Raw genomic sequence first — 21429 nt, forward strand, 5'->3', positions numbered from 1 at the left:
TCCTAAGACTCTTTGATTTGACGCGTTGTCTTCGCGCGAACCGCTTCCGCTTCGCTCGAAAACGCCATTCTATTCGACGACCTTGGGCACCAGGAAGAAATGGCCTTCGGTCGCGGGCGCATTGGCAACGATATCGTCGGCGATCTCGCCGTCATTGACCACGTCCTGCCGCTTCTTCATCTGCATCGGGGTGACCGAGGTCATCGGCTCCACGCCCTCGACATTGACCTCCGAGAGCTGCTCGACGAAAGCGAGCATGGCGTTGAGCTCGCCCTGCAGATGCGGAACCTCGTCCTCGGAAACCGCAATGCGCGCCAGATGCGCGATGCGGCGGACGGTAGCGGCGTCGACGGACATTATATAAGGCCTCTCACGGCAAAACCCATGTGCCGTATAGCAGAGGCCGCTTTTGCGCCGCAACCGGCGCTAGCGCATGATCCGGAAAAGTGTGAAGCGGTTTTCCGAAAAGATCATGCGCAAACAATAACCTGGAGGCTTATCCGGCCAGCGCTTTCAGGCGAGCCACGGCCGATTTGGCCAGATCGCGGGTCAACTCGGCGGCGGGGACCTCGCGGCCCAGCGCAATGGCCTGTCCCGCCCAGAGATTGGTGAAATCCACCCTGCCCTGCTTTTCGGCAGCGGCCTTGAGCGGCCCCAGCGCGGTCGCGGCATGGGGAAACGGCGGCGCATCCGGCGAGACCGGGCCGGCCTCGCGCATCAGGCGGTTCAGGACGCCGCGTGCCGGCCGGCCGGTCATGACGTTGGTGATGACGGTGGAATCGTCCCGCGCTTCAGCGAGCGCCTTGCGGCCGCCCGCGCTGACCTTGGATTCCGGACAGCGCAGGTAAGCGCTGCCGATCTGCACGCCGGATGCGCCGAGCGCGAAGGCCGCGGCAATGCCGCGCCCGTCGGCGATGCCGCCCGCCGCGATCACCGGCACCTTCACGGCATCGGCGACCTGCGGCACCAGCGCGAAAGTGCCGGGCTGTTCTGCGATCCTGTCGGTCAGGAACATGCCGCGATGACCGCCCGCCTCGGCGCCTTGCGCGATCACCGCGTCGACGCCGCGCTCTTCCAGCCAGACCGCTTCCTTCACCGTCGTGGCGGACGAGATGACGAGGCAGCCGGCCGCCTTGACCCGCTTGAGCAGCGCCTGTTCCGGCAGGCCGAAATGGAAGCTGACGACCTCCGGCTTCAGCTCCTCGACAACCTCGCAGAACGCCGCGTCGAACGGCGCGCGGTTCGCCGCAGCGATCGGCGCCGCCGGATCGAGACCATGCTCGGTGTAATAGCTCGCGAGACGCTGCTTCCAGCGCGCTTCAGCCTCGGCCGTCAGCTCGACCGGCCTGTGGCCGAAGAAGTTCATGTTGACCGGCGCCTTCACGCGCTGGCGGATGAGACCGACCTGCTCGCGCGCTTTCTCGGCCGAGATCATCGCGCAAGGCAGCGAGCCCAGTGCCCCGCCTTGCGCGGCTGCAATCACCAGCTCCACATCCATCGCCCCCGCCATCGGCGCCAGCACGATCGGGAATTCGGTCTTGAAGAGGTCGATCAGTCGACGGTCAGGCCACATGGTTGCTCTCTCGCATTGGTCCTCTACCCTCCCCTAGAGGGTGAGGAATTCCGTACCGCTGTCACCGAGTTGCGCCGCCCGTCCAGCAATTGCTCCGCTTCGGCCGCCATCCGTTCGACGATCTCGGCCGCCGGTGGGATATCATGAATCAGCCCCACGGCCTCGCCCGCGATCACGGCCGCGATGTCGAAATCGCCGGCGGCCTTTGCCGCCGCATAGTCCGCCGCGACTGCGGCAACATTCTGCATCAGCTCGACCTCGCGCCCGATCCAGCGCCGGGCATGGTCGTTGACCAGACACCGTCCCGTGAACGGTGCCGGCCAGACATTGTTGCGGGAGAGATCGAAGATGATGCCGCGCACGGTCGAGCCGCTGTTCGCCGCACAGATGCGCCGCTTCGCCTCCTCCGGACCGTCCGCCTCCCGGCTCGCATAGAAGCGCGTGCCGAGCAGCACGCCGCTTGCGCCCAGCATCATCATGGCGGCGAGCCCGCGCCCGTCGGCGATGCCGCCGGCCGCCACCACGGGAGCACGACCCGCAACGAGATCGACGATCGCCGGTACGAGATCGACGGTGGTGCGCGAGGCGCCATGACCACCCGCCTCCGTCCCCTGCGCGACCAGGATATCGGCGCCGGCATCGAGCGCCTGTCGCGCCATCGCCTCGTCCTGCACCTGGCAGATCAGGCGTGCGCCGGCGGACTTGATCCTGGTCGCGAACGGCGCGGGATCGCCGAACGACAGCATGATCGCCGATGGCTTTGCGCCGAGTGCGATGTCGAGCAGCTCGGGCCGCTTGGCGAGGCTCCACGTGATGAAGCCGATCCCGAACGGCGCACGCAGTTCGGCGAGCTTCGCAGTCTCCTGCTCCAGCCACGCTCGCTCGCCATAGCCACCGCCGAGAATGCCGAACCCGCCGGCGCGGCTCACTGCCGCGACCAGGCGGCTGCCGGCGACGACATCCATCGGCGCCAGCAAGATCGGATGCTCGATCTCCAGCAGCGTGGTCAGCGACGTCGTCATCGGCATGGCTCCTCCCCGATCTGGACAGCGAGACTAAGCGGGTCTAGCATTCTCCAGAAATGAATTGTTGCGAACGCTGCCATCTCGAAAGCGAAACGACGCTATGGAACTCAGCGATCTCCAGACCTTCGCGGCCGTCGCCCGCACTGGCGGCATCACACGCGCCGCCGAAGAGCTCAACACCGTGCAGTCGAACGTCACCCAGCGCGTGAAGGCGCTGGAGGCGGAGATCGGCACGGCGCTATTCGAGCGCCACAGCCGCGGCATGACGCTGACCGGCGCCGGCAAGCGCCTTCTCCCCTACGCACAAAGAATGGCGGCTCTGTCGCGCGAAGCCTTGCTCGCCGCACGTGACGATGGCGCACCGAAAGGACCGCTTGCGATTGGATCGATGGAGACGACGGCGGCCGTGCGCCTGCCGCCGCTGCTCGCCGACTTCCACCGCCGCTTCCCCGCCGTGCGCCTTTCCTTGCGTACCGCGCCGACGGCCGACCTCGTCACCGGCGTGCTCGAAGGCTCGCTCGACGGCGCCTTCGTCGCGGGTCCCATCACGCATGCCGATCTCGTCGCGACGAGCGCCTTCCGCGAGGAGCTGGTGCTGGTCAGCGCACGGCGATGGGCCTCGATGGCCGAGCTGCGCGCAGGAACGCCGGAGTCCGGGCCGACCGCGCTGGTTTTCCGCACCGGCTGCACTTACCGCCAGCGGCTCGAACAAGTGTTCGTCGAGTTCGGCTGGCCGTCGGCCGCGCGCTTCGAGCTCGGCACGCTCGACGGCATGATCGGCTGCGTCGCCGCCGACATGGGCGTAACGTTGCTGCCGCGCGCGGTCGTCGAGCGCAGCGCGATGAACGGCAGCATCGCGATCCACTCTCTGAGCCCGGCGCACGCGCGCGTCGAGACACTGTTCATCCACCGCCGCGCGGGCCATCAAACCAGCGCGCTGAGCGGTTTTGCCGACTGCCTGAAGAAGGACGACGACGTCATCGCGGCCTGACACGACGCAGCGTTCCACTCCACGAAATTCGTCACAAATCCATCGCGCTCCCGCGTCGTGTTCTGCCGCGGCAACGCAGCACATCAAAAAACTTTGAAGCCCGCGATCATTCTACGTTAGGATGACTGACTGGCCAGCGCAAAACCATAACGAAGCCAAACATCGGCAAAAACATCGGGAGGACTATCGATGCGCAATACGCTCGTGTTGTGCTGTGTCGCTGTGTTGTCGGCGATATCAGGAACTGCAAGCGCACAGGACTGGACCAAATCGAAATGGGGGCCGAACGACGAGATCGGCGCCGCCAACTACATGACGCCCGAGCTCGTGCTGAAGGCGGCATCACTGGTGAAGACCGGCAAGACCTACCCCCTTGGCATTCCCGTCACGTCGCAGACGCCCGCCTATCCGCCGCGCACCTACAAGATCACGGTGGTGCAGCCGGGACAGGCCGGCAGCGCGGGGCTTGGTCCGAACAAGGCCACCTACAACGATGACATCCTCGACACCTGGGTCGGCATCGGCAGCCAGCTCGACGGTCTCGGCCATCTCGGCGTCGAGCACGTCTATTACAACGGCAACAAGCTCGCCGACTTCGCCGATCCCAACGGGCTGAAGAAGCTCGGCATCGAGAAGGTGCCGCCGATGGTCACCCGCGGCGTCCTGCTCGACATGGCCGCCTATTTCAAGACCGACGTGGTGAAGGAAGGCACCGCCTTCAACGTCAAGGAGATCGAGGAAGCCGCCAAGCAGCAGAACGTCGAGATCCGCCAGGGCGACGTCGTCATCTTCCACACCGGCTGGCTCAGCCTGCTCGGCAAGGACGACAAGCGCTATTCGGCCGGCGAGCCCGGGCTCGGCGTCGAGGGTGCAAAATATCTGACTGGCAAGGGCGTCGTCGCCGTTGGCGCCGACACCTGGGGACTGGAGGTGCTGCCGTTCGAATCCAAGAACGTGTTCGAGGTGCACCAGATCCTGCTCGCGATGAACGGGACCTATATCCTCGAAAACATGGACACGGCCGCGCTCGCCCGGGACAAGGGCTATGAATTCCTGTTCGTGCTGGGACAGCCGCGCTGGACCGGCGGCGTGCAGGCAATGATCAACCCGATCGCGATCCGCTGACGCGCGGCCCGCGTCGCAAGCGCCCCGGGTGAGGGTCATCGGTGTCTCGACAGAGCACACCGCTCCCCTCACCCGGACCCCCCTCGTTCCGCTACTCCGAGAACAAGGCCCTAAAGCGCGATGCGATCAGGATGAATCGTCATCGCGCTTCAGGTTGTTGTCTAAGCATGATCTTTTCGGAAAACCGCTGCGCACTTTTCCGGATCATGCTTTAGATCCGAATGTCCTCGTAGGATTCGATCCGCCGCGGGCCGACCGAGGTCGCCTCGTGCGAATCCGCGTCAGCGAGATTGCCGAAGTCGAGCTTGGTCAATTTCGTCAGATCCGCGATCGAGACCTGGAAGACGCTGACATCCTCCTCGGACATCCGCTCGAGCAGATCCGCCTCCTGAATTCGGTCGATCTCCATCACCTGCTTCCGCTGGCTCATCAGGAATGCCGCCGCCTTGAGAGCGTCGTCATCCTCGTTGCGGCGGATCAGTATCTTCCAGAAATACTTCGGAATTTGAACGCCCCCGAAGCTCGGATCCTTGTGCGGCCGGCCGGCCGGATTGGGCAGATCGGATCCGTCGGCATCCGGCCCATCGAACACCGGGCCATTCATGACGATGCCCTTCTCCTCCCCTTCGAGCAGGACATCGCGCGTGTAATCCTCCAGTCCTGCCCAGAGCTGCTTGCCCTGGTTGAACGAGAAGAACTGCGGCGAGCAGTTGGTGAAATGGAAGGAGTCGTCGCCATGCTGCTTGGCCGCAGCGACGGTGTTGCCCCAGGTCGCATCGAGGCGGCGCACCAGATGACCGCGATCGAACGGATTCTTGCTGCGGTCCGCCTCGAAAGTGGCCTGCTTGCGGTAGAACTCGTCGCCGATCTGGGCATCCTCGTCGATGCGTGGATCGCGCAGCCAGGAATCACCTTCACGCTTGCCGACGTCCTGCTGCTTGCCGCCGTCGATATTGACGCAGCTGAAGAAGGCGAGCCTGCGCTGCTTGTTCATGACGACGCTGTAGTTGAAATATTTCAGCTCGGATTGCCTGGAGCGGCCCTTGAGCATCGCGATCCTCGACTTGAGGGCGGCCGGAATCTTCGGCAGGGGGACCGAGAACTTGCCGGTGCCCAGAAAATTCGCCTTGTAGCCGGGACGCGATTTCAGCGTGCTCTGATCGATATGAACGGCCTCCATCGGCAAGCCGTTCCCCGCACTGATGTGAGGCAACAGGCCGGTCGGCGGAACAATCAGTGGCGTACCGCCGTTGCGCATGCCGCCGTCCGTGCCGCCGTTCGGCGTCCGGCCATTGCCATGACCTCCCGCCGGGCTCGGTAGCGGCGCCGCTGGAGTGAGAGGAATCTCCTTCCTGAACATCGGAAGCGGAACGCGGATCGGGACCACCAGAGACGTGCCATCGACGGTTTGCTCGACCCAGACATTGGCGCCGTACGGCGTCGCGGCAACCGGCGACGGCGAGGCTCTCTCGATTTCGTGCCGGCCTGGCGGGTCCATCTCGTCCAGCACCGGCCTGATCAGAGGGTGAGAGCCGACGGCAACCTTGAGATCGGCGACGATCGCGCTGGTCCGGATGCCTTCGTTGGCGATCCAGTCGATCGAGGATTCGTCCATCGACGGCTTCCACACCTTGCCGTCCTTGGTCAGGGTGCGACCCTGCGCATTCTTCCGGGGAACACCGCTGTGGTGCAGCGCGACCACCTGCCAGAAGCGGTTGAACGCCGGCGCCCCCGACGATCCGGCCGTCGTATCGGTATTGTACCAGAGGAAGTCGCCGACATATTTGAGCAGCTTGTTCTCGCGGACGCAGACCTGCTTCATCTGCCCGCTGGGATGCTGCACGATGGTGAGATACTCCCCCGGGTCTGCCTTGCCGGGCGCGCCACTGAGCGGCAGCCATCCCCAATCCTCGAGTTCCTCGTGGCCCGACAGCGAGGTCGGCGCCACCGCAACGACCGAGAAATCCAGCCGGTCATTGGTGTAGAAGAATCTGCCCGGCTCGAAGCCGAACCGCACCGGCGCACGCTCTTGTCCCGAAACGTCCAGTTCGTAGTTGAAATCGGCGATCGAATTGGCTGCGTCGGCCGGCCGGCCGAAGACATGGTGGTTCGTCAGCAGCAGGCCGGGCCCGATCAGAAAGCCGGAGCCATAGCCGAGCAGATTCGACTTGAGATCCCTGAGCTGAATGCGGCAGACCGAGCGCGCGGCGGCGGTCCCCTTGGCGAGATAATTGATGCTGTCGAGATCATTGCCCTGGATGATCCGCTCCAGGCCGATCTCGGCCGCTTGCATGTCGTGCGTCTCGGCCAGGAGCTGGCGCTGGCGCTGGCGCATCTTTTCGACGGTCATCTCGATCGGGCCGTCGCCCAGTTTTCGGTTCAAGGCATCGGGTGAGAACTCGGCTTGCTTGAATCGCCTTTCTGAGCCCGCGATCAGGCTTGGCTTGATGAGCATCGTGACCTCTCAAAATATAGGGCGAGTATTGGACGTGGTCGGCGCCTGAAAATCTGCGCCAAGGCTGCAGCGCGGACCGGACTGCCGGTCGCTGCCGATCTTTCTAAAAATCGGGGCATGCGCCCCACACTACCTTAGAACTATATTTCTATCGCTCCGCAACCAGAGCGTCAATCGACGTGCGCTGCCGAGGACGCGACATCATGCCATGGCCTGCAACGTCGCCCGTGTGAGATTCGCCACAAATGATCGTTGCATTTGTGCGTGGCCGTTCTCACACGCTTCTTGCTGTCGCCTTCAGGTGCCACCGCCGCAGCGCCACGACGGACCAGATCGCCTCGACCAGCCCGAACGGCCAGGCGCCCTGGAGAAAACCGTAGACCGAGCCGAGCGCGCAGGACGCGGCGAACAGCAGCACGAACCAGTGGCTGCGATCCTCCAGGGCGTAGGTGATCAGCATCGCCGTGACGGCGAACAGGCCGAATAATGTCAGCACGTCCATCTTCCGGGTTCACTCCGCTGCGTGACGCGTGATATGCGCTACGCCATGCCGGCTCTTATCCTGCCCCTCGTCGATGCTGCAACCCACTGGCCCGTGCGCGGCGCGCTGGTCGGGCTCGATCTCGGCACCAAGACCATCGGCGTTGCCGTGTCCGACCCCGATCGTCGGCTTGCGACCGGCGTCGAGACCATCGCCCGCAAGGCGTTCAAGCAGGACGCCGCCCGGCTGCTCGCGATCGCGGCCGAACGCAAGGTGGTCGGCTTCGTGCTCGGCCTGCCCATCAACATGGACGGCAGCGAAGGCCCGCGCGCGCAATCCACCCGCGCCTTCGCCCGCAATCTCGCCGGACTGACCCAGCTCCCCATCGGCCTCTGGGACGAGCGTCTCTCGACCGCGGCGGTCGAGCGCGAGCTGATCGGCATGGACGTCAGCCGCGCCAAGCGCGCCGAGGTGATCGACGAGCACGCGGCGATCTTCATCCTGCAAGGCGCGCTCGACCGTCTGGCAAATCTGCGCGCGGCGCCGGGGACGGACTGATCCATGCCGGTCGTCATCGCGGCGCTGCTACCGGTCTTCATCCTCATCGTGCTCGGCGTCGTGCTGCGGCACAGCCTGATGCGTCTGGACACGCAATGGCACGGGCTGGAGCAACTGACCTATTTCGTGCTGTTTCCGATGCTGCTGATCCAGACCCTGGTCAAGGCCGACCTCTCCAGGGTGCCGGTCGCCGGCGTCGGCGGCGCGCTGCTGCTGTCGGCGCTCGCGATGTCGCTGCTCTGTCTCGCGCTGCGGCCGGCCCTGTCGCGGCTCGGCATCGATGGCCCCGCCTTCACCTCGATCTTCCAGGGCGCAACGCGCTGGCAAACGTTCGTTGCGCTGTCGATCGCCGCCAACATGTTCGGCGATCTCGGGCTGGCGCTCGCCTCCGTGGCCATGGTCGCGATCATCCCGCTGGTCAACGTGTTCAGCGTCGCCGTGCTCGCCCACTACGCCGCAAAGGAGAAGCGATCCCCGCGCGTCATCGCCATGACGGTGATCCGGAATCCACTGATCTGGGCCTGCGCGATCGGCCTTGCCGTCAATCTGATGCACCTGCCGCTGCCGAAAATCTGGCATGAGGTGGCGGACGCGCTGAGCCGGTCCTCGCTCGCCATCGGCCTGCTCGTGACCGGCGCGGGCCTGCATCTGAAGGGCCTGTTGCGCCCCAGCCTGGGCGCAGCCATCGGCGTCGGCCTGAAGCTGGTGCTGATGCCTGCGCTCGCGCTGGGGCTCGCGGCCTGGTTCGGCATCACCGGCAACAGCCTCGCGATCGTCGCGATCTGCGCCTCTGTGCCGACCTCGCCCAGCGCCTATGTGCTGGCCCGCCAGATGGGCGGCGACGCGCCGTTGCTGGCGCAGATCATCACGCTGCAGACGATACTGGCGGCAATCACGATGCCGATCGCGATCGCGCTGGCCTAGGATTCTGGGTTGCTGTGCTGCCCTCGCAATGACGGAGTACGAGGCCTAGCTCCCCAGCCACATCGTCAGCACCACCGCGGTCAGATTGTTCAGCGCGTGGAGCACGATGGTGATCCAGAGCGAGTCGGAGCGATAGCGCATGTAGCCGAACCACAGGCCGATGGCGAGGACTTCGGTGAGGAAGTACAAGTCGTATTGCAGGTGCACGACCGTCCAGATCAGCGACGACAGCAGGATCGCGCCGGGCACGCGCAGGAAGCTCGCCGACCAGCCGCGATAGAGGAAGCCTCGCGCCAGAATCTCTTCCGACATGGGCGCGGCCACGCTGAAGGCGAACAGGAGCAACAGGGCAGCGCCCTTGTCGCGTCCCGATTTCAACAGATCGGTCATGGAGCCCGGCGTCGCCTCGCGCCCCAGCGCGCGCGACATCGTCTCCCACACCAGCACGATCAGGATGAGGCCGACGGCGCCGAACAGCAGCTGCTTCCAGGAAGGCCAATGCAGCGCGAGATAGTCGACGAAGGACGCCTTCTTGATGCGAATGGCGAGCCAAACCGCAAGAAGCGTCGCCGGCAGCCCCGTGATGACCGACAGCGCGAGCGTCTGGGGCTCGCGGCCTATGAGCTGGAGCGAAGGGAGGTCCATCGGAAGACCGCGCTGCGACGCCAGCAGAACGACGGCGCCGATCTGCCCGACGAACATCGCGGCGAAGATGAAGAGGCCCCACAGCGCCGTGCCCCAGAACTTCCAGACGCGTGGTGCGAGGTCCGCAGGCGCCGCGGTGATCGGCGGATGGTCGGGATTGAGGGAATCCATCAGGAGGCTTTCGTTAGAAATTCACCGTCATTCCGGGGCGATGCGCAGCATCGAACCCGGAATCTCGAGATTCCGGGTTCGGTCCTTCGGACCGCCCCGGAATGACGGGATCAACAATCACGGCAGCGCCCGCTCCAGCAGCGCGCGCACCTCGCCGCTATCCAGCTCCACCGCGCCATACATGCTGGCGTGATTGGCCGCGAGACGCGTGCTCGCGAACAATTCGGCATTGTGCGGCGACACGCCGTTGAGCGCAGCCGTCGCAGCAAGTAGCGCCAGCTTCTCGACGGCAAGGCGCGCGACGCGTTCGCCGTCGGCGCGGCGGAAGGTCTTGCCGATGAACGCGACCGCCTCACCAGCCCCCGGCAGGCCCTTGGTCTCGGCCGCCAGCGCTTGCAGCACCGCCATCGCCGCCTCCGGCTCGCGCGAGAGCGCGCGGAGCACGTCGAGGCACATCACGTTGCCCGAGCCTTCCCAGATCGCGTTGACCGGCGACTCGCGATAGTGGCGAGCCAGAATGCCGTCCTCGACATAGCCGTTGCCGCCGAGGCACTCCATCGCCTCGTAGAGGAATGGCGGAGCGCTCTTGCAGGTCCAGTATTTGATCGCGGGCGTCAGCAGCCGCATATAGGCTGCCTCCGCGGCATCCTGCGGCGTAAGGTCGAAGGCGCGGCAGAGCCGCATCACCAGGGCCGTACTGGCCTCGACATGCAGCGCCATGTCCGACAGCACGGCCTGCATCAGGGGCTGGTCGGCAAGATGCTTCTGGAACACGCTGCGGTGCCGCGCATGATGCAGCGCATGTGCGAGCCCCGAGCGCATCAGGCCGACGGACGCAATCGCGCAATCCTGCCGCGTCAGCTGCACCATCTGGATGATGGTGCGGATGCCCTTGCCCTCCTCGCCGACCGCTTGCGCATAAGCGCCGGCGAACTCGACCTCGGACGAGGCATTGGAGCGATTGCCAAGCTTGTCCTTCAGCCGCTGGAACTGGATGGCGTTGACCGAGCCGTCCGGCGCAAAGCGCGGCATGAAGAAACAGGTCAGCCCGCCATCTGCCTGTGCCAGCACCAGGAACGCATCGCACATCGGCGCCGACATGAACCATTTGTGACCGGTGATGCGATAGCCGTCCCCGTCGCGCACGGCGCGCGTCATGTTGGCGCGCACGTCGGTGCCGCCCTGCTTCTCGGTCATGCCCATGCCGATCGTCATGCCGCGCTTCTGCCACCACGGCGCAAAGCTCGGATCATAGCTCTTCGTCGACAGCACCGGCATCACGCGCGCGAGCAGGTCAGGCTGCATCGCCAGCGCTCCCACGGAGGCGCGCGTCATCGTGATCGGACAGAGATGGCCGGTCTCGACTTGCGCGGCGATATAGAATTTCGCGGCACGAATGACTTCGGCGGCATCGCCAGCGGGTCTTCCATCTGCCGTCCAGGTCGAATTGTGCACGCCCGCATGCGCACTGTGCGCCATCAGCTCGTGATAGGCGGGATGAAACTCGACCTGGTCGCGGCGATTGCCCTTGGCATCGAAGGTGCGCAGCTTCGGCGTGTTCTCGTTCGCGAGGCGCCCGCGGTCGGCCATCGCCGCCGAGCCCCATTGCTTGCCGAACTCCGACAGCTCCCGCTCCGCCGCCGCGCCGCCATTGGCCCTGACCGCTTCCACCAGCGGCCGGTCCACCGCGAACAGGTCGACGTCCTCGAACGGCGGCGACTGGTTGAAGACGTCGTGGGTCGCAAAGCTCGGCTGGGTCATGGTGTTTCCATCGATTTTATCTCGGCTCGGGCAGTGCCACCTCTCCCGACGGGAGAGGTCGCGCCGGAGGCGCGGGTGAGGGATTGCGCTCCACCGAGGGACCTGATCCCCTCACCCGGCGCTTCGCGCCGACCTCTCCCCTTGGGAGAGGTAACCCCGCTCGTGGCTGCTTTGGTTTCAATCGAACTCTACCTCGTCCGCGGCTGGATCGGGAAATCATAGGCTGCCCCGCCTGCTCCCGGCAGGGAAAAATGCCACCACTCCTTCGAATAGTTCACAAAGCCTTGCCTGGCCATCGCAGCGACCAGCCGCTTGCGCCAGGTGCGTTGCTCCGGGTTGATCGACGGTGCAGCGGTATGCCCCTTTGCGTCGGTACAGTCGTAGCCCGAGCCCATGTCGACGCTGCCTTCGGGCGCGCGCATCGCGACCGGCGCCGTGCAGTCGGCATAGGTCGTCGACGGATCGTATTTGGCGGAATTGTCGGCCTTGAGATCGACCAGCGTGAGATCGAGCGCTGCACCCGTGGAATGCTGCGAGCGGCTCGCAATGTAGCCGAGCCGGAACAGCTCGGTCTTCGGAATCTTGGGATTGTAGCGCCGCTCGGCCGCCGTCTCATGACCGTTCTGCGACCACTTCACCATGTCGCGCGAGGCCCGCGCCGGCCGGTAGCAGTCGAACATCTTGAGCGAGAGATTCTGCGCGGCCAGTTCCTGTTGAATCGCCTTCAGCCGCAGCCCGACCTCGCGCTTCACCACGCATTCGCCGGCGCCGTAGCCGGCGAGCGGACGGCCGACGAAATTATTCGAGGTCGCGTAGCGGATGTCCTGGATGATGCTAGGATCGATGTCGCGCAGGTACACGAAGCCGCCGGGGAGAGGTCGGGCGTGGGCTGCCGCGAATGAGGCAATCGCGAGAAATGAAATCGAAATCTTGACAAAGCGCATTCGCTCTCCCCTGTCATTCCGGGGCGATGCGAAGCATCGAACCCGGAATCTCGAGATTCCGGGTCTGCTGCTTCCGCGCCATCCCGGAATGACTGAGCAGGAGACAGATCAGGGGATAACTCACATCCTCGCCTTTGCCCCTTGCTCCCCCCGCCATCCGCCCCTATAGCTCTGCTTTTAATGACATCGAAATCGACCTTCGTCCTCGGCCACCGGCATTTGCTGGGCATCGAGGGCCTTTCCGCGGCCGACATCACCGGCCTCCTCGACCTGTCCGAAGAATATGTCGAGGTCAACCGCCAGGTTGACAAGAAGCGCACCGTCCTGCGTGGACGGACCCAGGTGAACCTCTTCTTCGAGGCGTCCACCCGGACTCAGTCCTCGTTCGAGCTCGCGGGCAAGCGGCTCGGCGCCGACGTCATGAACATGTCGGTATCATCCTCCTCGATCCGCAAGGGCGAGACCCTGATCGACACCGCCGTGACGCTGAATGCGATGCACCCGGACATCCTGGTGGTGCGCCATCATGCCTCCGGCGCGGTGGAACTGCTGGCGCGCAAGGTTGACGGTTCCGTGATCAATGCCGGCGACGGCGCGCACGAGCATCCGACGCAGGCGCTGCTCGACGCGCTCACCATCCGCCGCAACAAGGGCCGGATCGAAGGCCTCGTGGTCGCCATCTGCGGCGACGTGCTGCATTCGCGCGTCGCCCGCTCCAACATCATCCTGCTCAACACCATGGGCGCCCGCGTCCGCGTCGTCGGCCCCTCCACGCTGCTGCCGCCCGGCATCGAGCGGATGGGCGTCGAGGTCGCGCGCGACATGCGCGAGGGCCTTGAGGGCGCCGACATCGTCATGATGTTGCGGCTGCAGCGCGAGCGCATGAACGGCTCCTTCGTGCCCTCGTCATCGGAATACTTCCATTATTTCGGGCTCGACCAGAAGAAGCTCGCCTACGCCAAGCCGGATGCTCTCGTGATGCATCCAGGTCCCATGAACCGTGGCGTGGAGATCGACTCGATCGTGGCCGACGGCGCGCAATCCCTGATCCGCGAACAGGTGGAAATGGGCGTCGCCGTGCGCATGGCCGTGCTGGAAGCGCTCGCCCGCAACCTGCCAAACGCGTGATGCCGATGTTGACCGACCGCCGCCCCATCCTGCTCGCCAATGCCCGCGTCGTCGATCCCTCCAGGGATTTCGACGGCATCGGCGACGTTCTCATCGCCGATGGCGCCATTCGCGAGACTCGCCGCGGCATCGGCGCGGCCGGGGTCCCCGAGGGCACCGACATCGTCAACTGCTCCGGCAAGATCGTGGCGCCGGGCCTGATCGACATGTGCGCCTTCGTCGGCGAGCCCGGCCTCAGCCACCGCGAGACCTTTGCCTCCGCGAGCCAGGCCGCCGCGACGGGCGGCATCACCACCATCATCTGCCAGCCGGCCACCTCTCCCGTCATCGACAATTCGGCAACCGTCGACTTCGTGATGCGCCGCGCCCGCGACACCGCGATCGTCAACATCCAGCCCATGGCCGCCCTCACCAAGGGGATGCATGGCGAGGAGATGACCGAGTTCGGCCTGTTGAAGGCGGCCGGCGCGATCGCCTTCAGCGACGGCGACAAAAGCGTGACCAACGCCCTGGTGATGCGCCGCGCGCTCACTTACGCGCGCGACTTCGACGCGCTGATCGTGCATCACACCGAGGACCCCGATCTGGTCGGTGAGGGCGTGATGAACGAGGGCGAGTTCGCCACGCGCCTCGGCCTGATGGGCATTCCGAACGCCGCCGAAGCCATCATGCTGGAGCGGGATTTGCGCCTGGTCGCGCTCACCGGCGGCCGCTACCATGCGGCCTCGCTCACCTGCATCGATTCCCTCGACATCCTCCAGCGCGCCCGCGATACCGGGCTCGCGGTCAGCGCCTCGGTCTCGATCAACCATCTGGCGCTGAACGAGAACGACATCGGCCCCTATCGATCCTTCCTGAAGCTGTCGCCGCCGCTGCGGACCGAGGACGACCGCCGCGCGCTGGTGGCGGCGATTGCCTCCGGCCTCCTCGACGTCATCATGTCCGACCACAATCCGCAGGACGTCGAGGTCAAGCGCCTGCCGTTCGCGGAAGCGGCGCCCGGCGCCGTCGGGCTCGAGACCATGCTGCCGGCCGGCTTGCGGCTGGTGCATAATGGCGAACTGGAACTGAAGACGCTGATCCGGGCGATGTCGACCCGGCCGGCCGAGCTGCTCGGGCTGCCCGGCGGAACCCTGCGCGCCGGCAGCCCCGCCGACGTCATCGTGATCGATCCCGATACGCCCTGGGTGGTCGATCCCGCCGACCTCAAATCGCCCTGCAAGAACACCCCGTTCGACGAGGCCCGCTTTACAGGCCGGGTGGTGCGCACCATTGTCGGCGGACGGACGGTCTACGAGCATGTCTGACATACGCGATCGTTCGACATGGGGATCCTGCCTTTGGAGCTGCCGCCATGGGGCTTGAAACATTTTTGCCGTTGGCCTTCGTCATCGGCTATCTCCTCGGCTCGATTCCGTTCGGGCTGGTCCTGACCAGGCTCGCGGGCACGCAGGATATCCGCTCGATCGGCTCCGGCAGCATCGGCGCCACCAATGTGCTGCGTACGGGACGCAAGAGCCTTGCCGCAGGCACCCTGCTGTTCGACGCGCTCAAGGGCACGGTGGCCGTCGTGATCGCCGGCTACATCGCGGGCCCCAATGCCGCGATGGTGGCCGGGCTCGGCGCCTTCCTCGGCCATCTCTTCCCGGTCTGGCTCAAGTTCAGGGGCGGCAAGGGTGTTGCCGTCTATATCGGCGTCCTGCTTGGCCTGTTCTGGCCGGGCGCAGTGGTGTTCTGCCTGCTCTGGCTAGCCACCGCCGTCACCACCCGCTACTCCTCGCTCTCCGCGCTGGTGGCGGCATTCATCACGCCGATGTTCCTGTGGTGGTTCGGCCACCTCGCATTGTCGGCGCTGACAGCGGTGCTGACGCTGCTCTTGTTCTACGCGCATCGCGAGAACATCAAGCGTCTGCAAACCGGCAAGGAAAGCCGGATCGGCGAGAAGGCCTAGAGCGTTTTCGAGCGAAGTGGATGCCGGTTCGCATCAAGAAAACGCGTCAAACAAGAATCTGAAGCCGGAAAAAGTACGGATATCGCCGCACACCTTCCGCATTATACGCCAAATCCTGTTCGCAACTTCCGCACCGCTCGGTGCAGACAGTAGCGAACGGGTTCCATGCCTGTCATCCTGACACAGGAAACGGCGTAACGCGGTTGCTCAGAATGAGCGAGATGATTGTCGGCGCGCATGACGGGGTTGGTTCGCTCAGTGCTTCCGGCAGCGCGGCAAGCCGGCTGCTCTCGGCGATCAATATCTGGTCCGATGCGCCGCCGCCCGCCCCCGCGCCCGTTTCGCCGCAAGTGCCGCAGCCCGAGCCCGTCGCGCAAGCCGATGCTCCGCTCGTCGTCGTGGTCACCAAGGCTGCACCGGTCGCGCTGCCACGGGCGCGTTCCGACCAATGGCCGCCGCGAAAGCTCTCGCTGGCGCTCCAGGGCGGCGGCACCTTTGCCGCCTTCACCTGGGGCGTGCTGGAGCGGCTGCTGGAAGAGCCTGACATCGCCATCGACACTGTCAGCGGCGCCAGCGCCGGCGCCATCAATGCGCTGCTGCTCGCTTGCGGTCTTGCCGAAGGCGGACGCGAAGGCGCCCGCAGCCGGCTGAGCCGGTTCTGGGTCCGGCTGATGCACGAGGCCTCGTTCCGCTCGCTGATGCTGGTCGGCGGCTTTTCGCCGGCGGGAAGCTCGGTCGCGTTCGGCCCGACGCTGCGTTCCGGGCAGTTCGATCCGTTCGATCTCGATCCGCTGCGGCAGGCGCTGTCGCGCGACATCGACTTTTCCATCTTGCGCGACGCGCGATGCCCGAAGCTGCTGATCGCGGCGACGCGGATCCGCGACGGGCAACAGCAGATCTTCGCCAACGACGCCATCACCGCGGACGTCGCGCTGGCCTCCACCTGTCCGCCGCTGGTTCACTGCGCCGTCGAGATCGACGGCGATGCCTATTGGGACGGCGGCATCGGCGGCAATCCGCCGCTGCTGCGGGTGATCCGGGAAACGGCGGCGACGGATCTGCTGCTCGTCCAGGTCACGCCGACGCGCGACAGCTATGTGCCGATTACGCTCGCCGCGATCGACCGCAGGCTCGACCAGATCGCGGCCAACGCCGCGCTCAATGCCGAGATCGCGGCGATCGAATGGGCGCAGTCGTGCGCCACAGCTTCGCTGCGCCTCACCAGGATCGCGGCAGAAGACTCCGTTGACGGCCTGGCGCAGCGCTCATCGACCGATCTCGGCCGCGGCTTCATCCGCCTGCTGCACCGGAGCGGTCGCGAGGCCGCCGAGCGCTGGCTCGGGCAAGATGCAAGGGCCGGCGCAGCGCCCGCTCAGGCCCTTGTTTCTTCCGAACCAGCGCTAGCCTGAACTCGCCAACGCCTGCTCGAGGAACCACGCCGTCGAGAGCGCGAGCGGATCGTTGCCGAAGCGGGCGATCACCTGCACGCCGATCGGCAGGCCGCCGACCTTCAGGACAGGCACGTTGACGCAAGGATTGCCCATCAGCGTCCAGAGCCGGTTGTAGCGGGGATCGCCGGTGCTCGCGAGCTCCTTGGCCGGCGCCGTACCTGGCGCCGAATAGGTCAAGAGCACGTCGACACCTTCGAACAGCTCGCCGAGCTCGCGCCGGCCGCGACGGCTGATCCGGCGCGCCTCGTCATATTCCTTCGGCGTCAGCCCGACCGTCGCATCGAGACTGGCGCGCAGCATCGGCGCGATCTCGTCATGACGCTCGGAGAACTCCCAGGCCAGCGCGCGATGCGCCTCGAAATCCTGGATGATCGGATGGATGCGCCAGGCTTGCTGCACCGCCTCGGGCAGATCGATGGCCTTCACGCTGGCACCGGCGCGCTCGGCCGCCTTGATCGCGGCCAGCAGCCCCTCTTCGGCCGCCGGCTCAACAGCGCCGGCAAACTCCTGCCTGACGACGCCGATGCGGGGCGACTTCGCCGGAGCGATGCCCGAAAATTCGGTGCGGCCCGTCATCGCCAACAATCCGCGCGCAAGATCCTCCGCCCGGGCGCCGAACAGGCCGACGGTGTCGAGCGCCCATGAGTAGCACTTCACACCGACTGTCGGCAGCATCCGGAACGACGGCTTGATCGCTGCCGTCCCACAATAGGCGGCGGGCCGGATCACCGAGCCGCCGGTCTGGGTGCCCAGCGCCAGCGGGATCATACCGGCGCCGACGGCCGCCGCCGAGCCCGAGGAGGAGCCGCCCGGCGAATGGCCTGTATTGTGCGGATTGCGCGTCGGCGTCGGATCGCGCGAGGCGAACGCGGTCGTGGTTGTCTTGCCGATGATGGTGGCCCCTGCCCGCTTCAGCATCATCACGACGGGTGCGTCAGCGCGCGGCTGCCAGCCACGATAAATCTCCGAACCCATCTCGGTCGGCATATTGGCGGTGTCGATGATGTCCTTGATCCCGACCGCAATGCCGCGCAGCGGCCCGGAGCCTTGCGCCTTCGCCGACTTGTCGTGGCGGACGAAGGCGTGGACGTCCTTCTCCTTGGCTTCGATGGCCGCGTGCGATTGCGCGATGGCGGCGTCAGGCGACAACTCGCCCGCTTCGATGCGGCGCTGGAGGTCGGCGAGTGAGATCATGGCAAAATCCTTCTTATTGGGATCGCTTTTAGCATCGCAGCAAGGCCGCGCAAGCGCAGGTGACTGTTGCGCGACGCCCTCAGGTTGTTCCATGCTGTCCCTGCAAGGAGACACCGTGGACGCCATCAATCCGAGCGTAGAGCTGACCGAGCCTGACAGGATCGACCGCCTGCGGCTGATCCGCTCCGACAATGTCGGACCGCGCACCTTCCGTTCGCTGGTCGATCATTTCGGCACGGCGCGCGCTGCGTTGGAGCGCCTGCCGGATCTGGCGCGCCGCGGCGGTGCGCAGCGAACGGGCCGTATCTGTAGCGCCGATGAGGCGAAGGCCGAGCTTGCCGCGAGCCGCAAGTTCGGCATCGCCTGGCTGGCGCCCGGCGAGGACGGCTATCCGGCACGGCTGGCGATGATCGACGACGCACCGCCGCTGCTCGCCGTACGCGGCGACACGAAAACCCTGATGCGGCCGATGATCGCCATCGTCGGCTCGCGCAACGCCTCCGGCGCGGGCTTGAAATTCGCCGGCCAGCTCGCGCGCGAGCTTGGCGAAGCCGGCTTTGTCGTCATCTCGGGCCTCGCCCGCGGCGTCGATCAGGCCGCGCATCGCGCGAGCGTTGAGAGCGGCACGATCGCCGTGCTCGCCGGCGGCCATGATTGCATCTATCCGCCCGAGCATGGCGACCTGCTCGCCGCGATCCTCGACCACGCGGGTGCGGCGATCTCCGAGATGCCGCTCGGCCACGAGCCGCGCGCCCGCGACTTTCCCCGCCGCAACCGGCTGATCTCGGGCGCCTCGCTCGGCGTCATCGTGGTGGAAGCGGCGCACCGCTCGGGCTCGCTGATCACCGCGCGCATGGCGGCCGAACAGGGTCGCGAGGTGTTCGCGGTGCCCGGCTCGCCGCTCGATCCGCGCGCGGCCGGCGCCAACGATCTGATCAAGCAGGGCGCGACGCTCGTCACCGAGGTCGCCGACATCGTCAATGCGGTTCAGCCGATCATGGAGCGGCCGCTGATGCACCCCGCAGGCGAGCCCGACAGCGAGCCGTTCGAGAGCGATCCGCAGGGCCATGACCGCGATCAGATCACCAACCTGCTCGGCCCAGCCCCTGTTACGATCGACGATCTCGTGCGGATGTCCGGCGCCTCGCCTGCGATCGTGCGCACGGTGCTATTGGAGCTCGAACTGGCCGGCCGGCTAGAGCGCCACGGCGGCGGATTGGTGTCGCTGCTTTAGTGGTGTGCCTTCGGCGTCGTTGACTGGAAAGGCGTCATTCCGGGGCGGCTCGAAGAGCCGAACCCGGAATCCATTCGTCCACCTGGCCTGCGGCTAAATGGATTCCGGGCTCCCTCGCTTCGCTCGGGCCCCGGAATGACGGCGTGAACTGTCGAGTCGCAACGCTAGCCGTCGTTGCGCGCGTCGAACCGCGTGCGCGCGGCCGCGATCTGCTCCTGATGTTCGATCGCCCACTCCCCGAGCGCCTTTACGGGCTGCTGAAGACCGCGGCCGAGGTCAGTCAGCTCATAGTCCACCCGCGGCGGGATGGTCGGGAAGATCGTGCGCGTGACGAGGCCGTCGCGCTCGAGGCCGCGCAGCGTCAAAGTCAGCATTCGCTGCGAGATGCCGTTGATCATGCGCTTCAGCTCGTTGAAGCGCTTCGGCCCGTCGCTGAGCATCATGATCACGAACACGCTCCACTTGTCGCCGACGCGGGACAGCACGGAGGCGACCCCGCGGCAGTCCGCGTGGTTGCGATCCGGCATTGGATCGGGACTCCGATTTGGCCCTGGGTTTGGCCTCGGCGGAGCAGGCAAATCGGTGTTCTCAGGTTTCAATGATGTGCCCATGGCTCAAAAAAGTGCGTTCTTGCGGGGATTTTGACAGTCACTCATGTAGCGCTGGTTACAAACCTATACCAGGGTGACCTCAAATGAAACTGCTCCACATCGACTCCAGCGTCCTCGGCCCCCACTCCGTCAGCCGGCAGGTCTCCGCCGCCATCGTCGACCGGCTCCGGCAGACGACGCCCGGTCTCGACGTAACCTATCGCGACCTGACCCGGACCCCGCTTGCCCATCTCTCCGGCTCGCATCTCGCGGCCGCGCAAGGCGCCCCCGCGCCGGCGGAACTCGCGCCCGATCTTGCCGCAAGCGCGGCCGTGCTGGACGAGTTCATGGGCGCCGACGTCGTCGTCGTCGGTGCCCCCATGTACAACTTCACCATTCCGAGCCAGCTCAAGGCCTGGATCGACCGCATCATGGTGGTGGGGAAGACTTTTAAATATGGCGCGGCCGGGCCGGAGGGGCTGGCCGGCGGCAAGCGGGTGATCGTCGCGATCTCGCGCGGGGGCTATTACGGCGCGGGCTCGCCCGCCGCTGCGCTGGAGCATCTCGAAAGCTATCTGCGCGGCGTGTTCGGCTTCATGGGCATCCACAATGCCGAATTCATCATCGCCGACGGCATCCAGGTCGGACCGGATCACCGCGAGAAAGCGCTCGCGGGTGCGCTCCAAGCGGCCACCAGCCTGCGGGCGGCCTGACGCCGCGCCGAGATCGGCCGCCGCCAAAATGCGCGGCGGCTGACGGCTGCACGATCTGCAAAGCTAAAGCATGATCCGGAAAAGTGCGCAGCGGTTTTCCGAAAAGATCATGCTTAAACAACAACCTAAAGCGCGATGACGATTCATCCTCATCGCATCGCGCTTTAGTGCCAGACGCCCTAGATGCCCAGGATCACGGCAACGAGCGAGACGAACAGGCCCATCCCGGAAAACAATGCGATGGCGACCAACTCGGACGTGTCGGAGCGCTTGGCCGGAACGGCGGATCTTTCGGTGAAGATGCGCGGCGATGAAAGCGACGAGAAAAAGCGGGCTGCTTTCGGCATGCTAGACTCCTTATAAATAATGAGTCTGCCCCGCCCCATAAGAGGGTCTTCGCAGCTTGCGCGAAGGTTCAATATCTCACGCAAAGGTTCGGTCAACGCACCTCACGGCACGTCGGAACCGACCGGCGCAACCGCATGGACCGCGCCGGCCAGTTCGATTTTCGCCTG

General features: G+C 65.7%; 21 protein-coding genes. 10 read left to right on the forward strand and 11 right to left on the reverse strand.

Features of this window, described 5'->3' with window-relative positions; genetic code table 11:
- Positions 1 to 69: 69 nt before the first annotated feature.
- From gatC to ACSHT2_RS05525, 3 genes are all read right to left on the reverse strand, one after another.
- Positions 70 to 357, reverse strand: a complete 288-nt coding sequence (gene gatC / locus ACSHT2_RS05515) for an Asp-tRNA(Asn)/Glu-tRNA(Gln) amidotransferase subunit GatC (protein WP_008548395.1) — start codon at positions 355 to 357, stop codon at positions 70 to 72.
- Between the two features lie 139 nt (positions 358 to 496).
- Positions 497 to 1573 carry an NAD(P)H-dependent flavin oxidoreductase gene (locus ACSHT2_RS05520; RefSeq protein WP_440640706.1) on the reverse strand — a complete coding sequence of 359 codons (1077 nt, stop codon included), beginning with the start codon at positions 1571 to 1573 and terminating at the stop codon, positions 497 to 499.
- A gap of 23 nt (positions 1574 to 1596) precedes the next feature.
- A complete protein-coding gene (locus tag ACSHT2_RS05525) occupies positions 1597 to 2601 on the reverse strand; it encodes an NAD(P)H-dependent flavin oxidoreductase (RefSeq protein ID WP_440640707.1) in 1005 nt (334 codons plus the stop codon).
- 97 nt (positions 2602 to 2698) lie between these two features.
- Here ACSHT2_RS05525 and ACSHT2_RS05530 point away from each other — a divergent pair, with 97 nt between their 5' ends.
- Positions 2699 to 3589: a LysR family transcriptional regulator gene (locus tag ACSHT2_RS05530; protein ID WP_271529430.1), complete on the forward strand. Its 891-nt coding sequence runs from the start codon at positions 2699 to 2701 to the stop codon at positions 3587 to 3589.
- A 189-nt stretch (positions 3590 to 3778) separates the two neighbouring features.
- Positions 3779 to 4714, forward strand: coding sequence for a cyclase family protein (locus ACSHT2_RS05535; RefSeq protein WP_440640708.1), 936 nt, complete (start codon positions 3779 to 3781; stop codon positions 4712 to 4714).
- Between the two features lie 211 nt (positions 4715 to 4925).
- Here the strand turns inward: ACSHT2_RS05535 and ACSHT2_RS05540 are convergent, their stop codons facing one another.
- The gene (locus ACSHT2_RS05540; RefSeq protein WP_440640709.1) at positions 4926 to 7169 is read right to left on the reverse strand and encodes a DNA/RNA non-specific endonuclease; all 2244 of its coding nucleotides are present in this window, start codon (positions 7167 to 7169) and stop codon (positions 4926 to 4928) included.
- Positions 7170 to 7443: 274 nt separating this feature from the next.
- Positions 7444 to 7671, reverse strand: a complete 228-nt coding sequence (locus tag ACSHT2_RS05545) for a hypothetical protein (protein ID WP_440640710.1) — start codon at positions 7669 to 7671, stop codon at positions 7444 to 7446.
- 45 nt (positions 7672 to 7716) lie between these two features.
- On the opposite strand from ACSHT2_RS05545, the gene ruvX reads away from it, so the two are divergent.
- Both ruvX and ACSHT2_RS05555 read left to right on the forward strand, forming a co-directional pair.
- Positions 7717 to 8208: a Holliday junction resolvase RuvX gene (ruvX, locus tag ACSHT2_RS05550; RefSeq protein ID WP_319327676.1), complete on the forward strand. Its 492-nt coding sequence runs from the start codon at positions 7717 to 7719 to the stop codon at positions 8206 to 8208.
- A 3-nt stretch (positions 8209 to 8211) separates the two neighbouring features.
- Positions 8212 to 9132 (forward strand): AEC family transporter, encoded by a 921-nt coding sequence (locus tag ACSHT2_RS05555; protein ID WP_440640711.1) that lies wholly within the window; start codon positions 8212 to 8214, stop codon positions 9130 to 9132.
- Between the two features lie 45 nt (positions 9133 to 9177).
- Here ACSHT2_RS05555 and ACSHT2_RS05560 read toward each other — a convergent pair whose 3' ends face one another.
- The 3 genes from ACSHT2_RS05560 to ACSHT2_RS05570 form a co-directional block, all read right to left on the reverse strand.
- Positions 9178 to 9948: a lysostaphin resistance A-like protein gene (locus tag ACSHT2_RS05560; RefSeq protein WP_440640712.1), complete on the reverse strand. Its 771-nt coding sequence runs from the start codon at positions 9946 to 9948 to the stop codon at positions 9178 to 9180.
- A gap of 117 nt (positions 9949 to 10065) precedes the next feature.
- On the reverse strand, positions 10066 to 11709 hold the full coding sequence (locus tag ACSHT2_RS05565) for an isovaleryl-CoA dehydrogenase (RefSeq protein WP_440640713.1): 1644 nt from the start codon (positions 11707 to 11709) through the stop codon (positions 10066 to 10068).
- Between the two features lie 188 nt (positions 11710 to 11897).
- Positions 11898 to 12653: a M15 family metallopeptidase gene (locus ACSHT2_RS05570; protein WP_440640714.1), complete on the reverse strand. Its 756-nt coding sequence runs from the start codon at positions 12651 to 12653 to the stop codon at positions 11898 to 11900.
- Between the two features lie 180 nt (positions 12654 to 12833).
- Between ACSHT2_RS05570 and ACSHT2_RS05575 the strand changes: the two genes are divergently transcribed.
- From ACSHT2_RS05575 to ACSHT2_RS05590, 4 genes are all read left to right on the forward strand, one after another.
- Positions 12834 to 13781, forward strand: coding sequence for an aspartate carbamoyltransferase catalytic subunit (locus ACSHT2_RS05575; protein ID WP_319327670.1), 948 nt, complete (start codon positions 12834 to 12836; stop codon positions 13779 to 13781).
- Positions 13782 to 13786: 5 nt separating this feature from the next.
- A complete protein-coding gene (locus ACSHT2_RS05580) occupies positions 13787 to 15088 on the forward strand; it encodes a dihydroorotase (protein WP_440642772.1) in 1302 nt (433 codons plus the stop codon).
- Between the two features lie 47 nt (positions 15089 to 15135).
- Positions 15136 to 15732, forward strand: coding sequence for a glycerol-3-phosphate 1-O-acyltransferase PlsY (plsY, locus tag ACSHT2_RS05585; RefSeq protein WP_440640715.1), 597 nt, complete (start codon positions 15136 to 15138; stop codon positions 15730 to 15732).
- A 212-nt stretch (positions 15733 to 15944) separates the two neighbouring features.
- Entirely contained in the window at positions 15945 to 17141 is a 1197-nt protein-coding gene (locus ACSHT2_RS05590; protein WP_440640716.1) for a patatin-like phospholipase family protein, read from the forward strand.
- Here the strand turns inward: ACSHT2_RS05590 and ACSHT2_RS05595 are convergent.
- Positions 17133 to 18377, reverse strand: a complete 1245-nt coding sequence (locus ACSHT2_RS05595) for an amidase (RefSeq protein ID WP_440640717.1) — start codon at positions 18375 to 18377, stop codon at positions 17133 to 17135. The two genes, ACSHT2_RS05590 and ACSHT2_RS05595, sit on opposite strands and share 9 nt — an antisense overlap.
- Before the next feature lie 91 nt (positions 18378 to 18468).
- Here ACSHT2_RS05595 and dprA point away from each other — a divergent pair, with 91 nt between their 5' ends.
- A complete protein-coding gene (gene dprA, locus ACSHT2_RS05600; RefSeq protein ID WP_440640718.1) occupies positions 18469 to 19611 on the forward strand; it encodes a DNA-processing protein DprA in 1143 nt (380 codons plus the stop codon).
- A gap of 164 nt (positions 19612 to 19775) precedes the next feature.
- Here the strand turns inward: dprA and ACSHT2_RS05605 are convergent, their stop codons facing one another.
- Entirely contained in the window at positions 19776 to 20222 is a 447-nt protein-coding gene (locus tag ACSHT2_RS05605) for a winged helix-turn-helix transcriptional regulator (protein WP_440640719.1), read from the reverse strand.
- A gap of 83 nt (positions 20223 to 20305) precedes the next feature.
- On the opposite strand from ACSHT2_RS05605, the gene ACSHT2_RS05610 reads away from it, so the two are divergent.
- A complete protein-coding gene (locus ACSHT2_RS05610) occupies positions 20306 to 20914 on the forward strand; it encodes an FMN-dependent NADH-azoreductase (protein WP_440640720.1) in 609 nt (202 codons plus the stop codon).
- A 179-nt stretch (positions 20915 to 21093) separates the two neighbouring features.
- On the opposite strand, the gene ACSHT2_RS05615 is transcribed toward ACSHT2_RS05610, so the two are convergent.
- Complete coding sequence (locus tag ACSHT2_RS05615; RefSeq protein WP_271529445.1) at positions 21094 to 21261, reverse strand: hypothetical protein; 168 nt, start codon at positions 21259 to 21261, stop codon at positions 21094 to 21096.
- Positions 21262 to 21429 lie beyond the last annotated feature (168 nt).

Origin of the sequence: Bradyrhizobium sp. PUT101, from assembly GCF_052043945.1 — a bacterium.
Classification (GTDB): Bacteria; Pseudomonadota; Alphaproteobacteria; order Rhizobiales; family Xanthobacteraceae; genus Bradyrhizobium.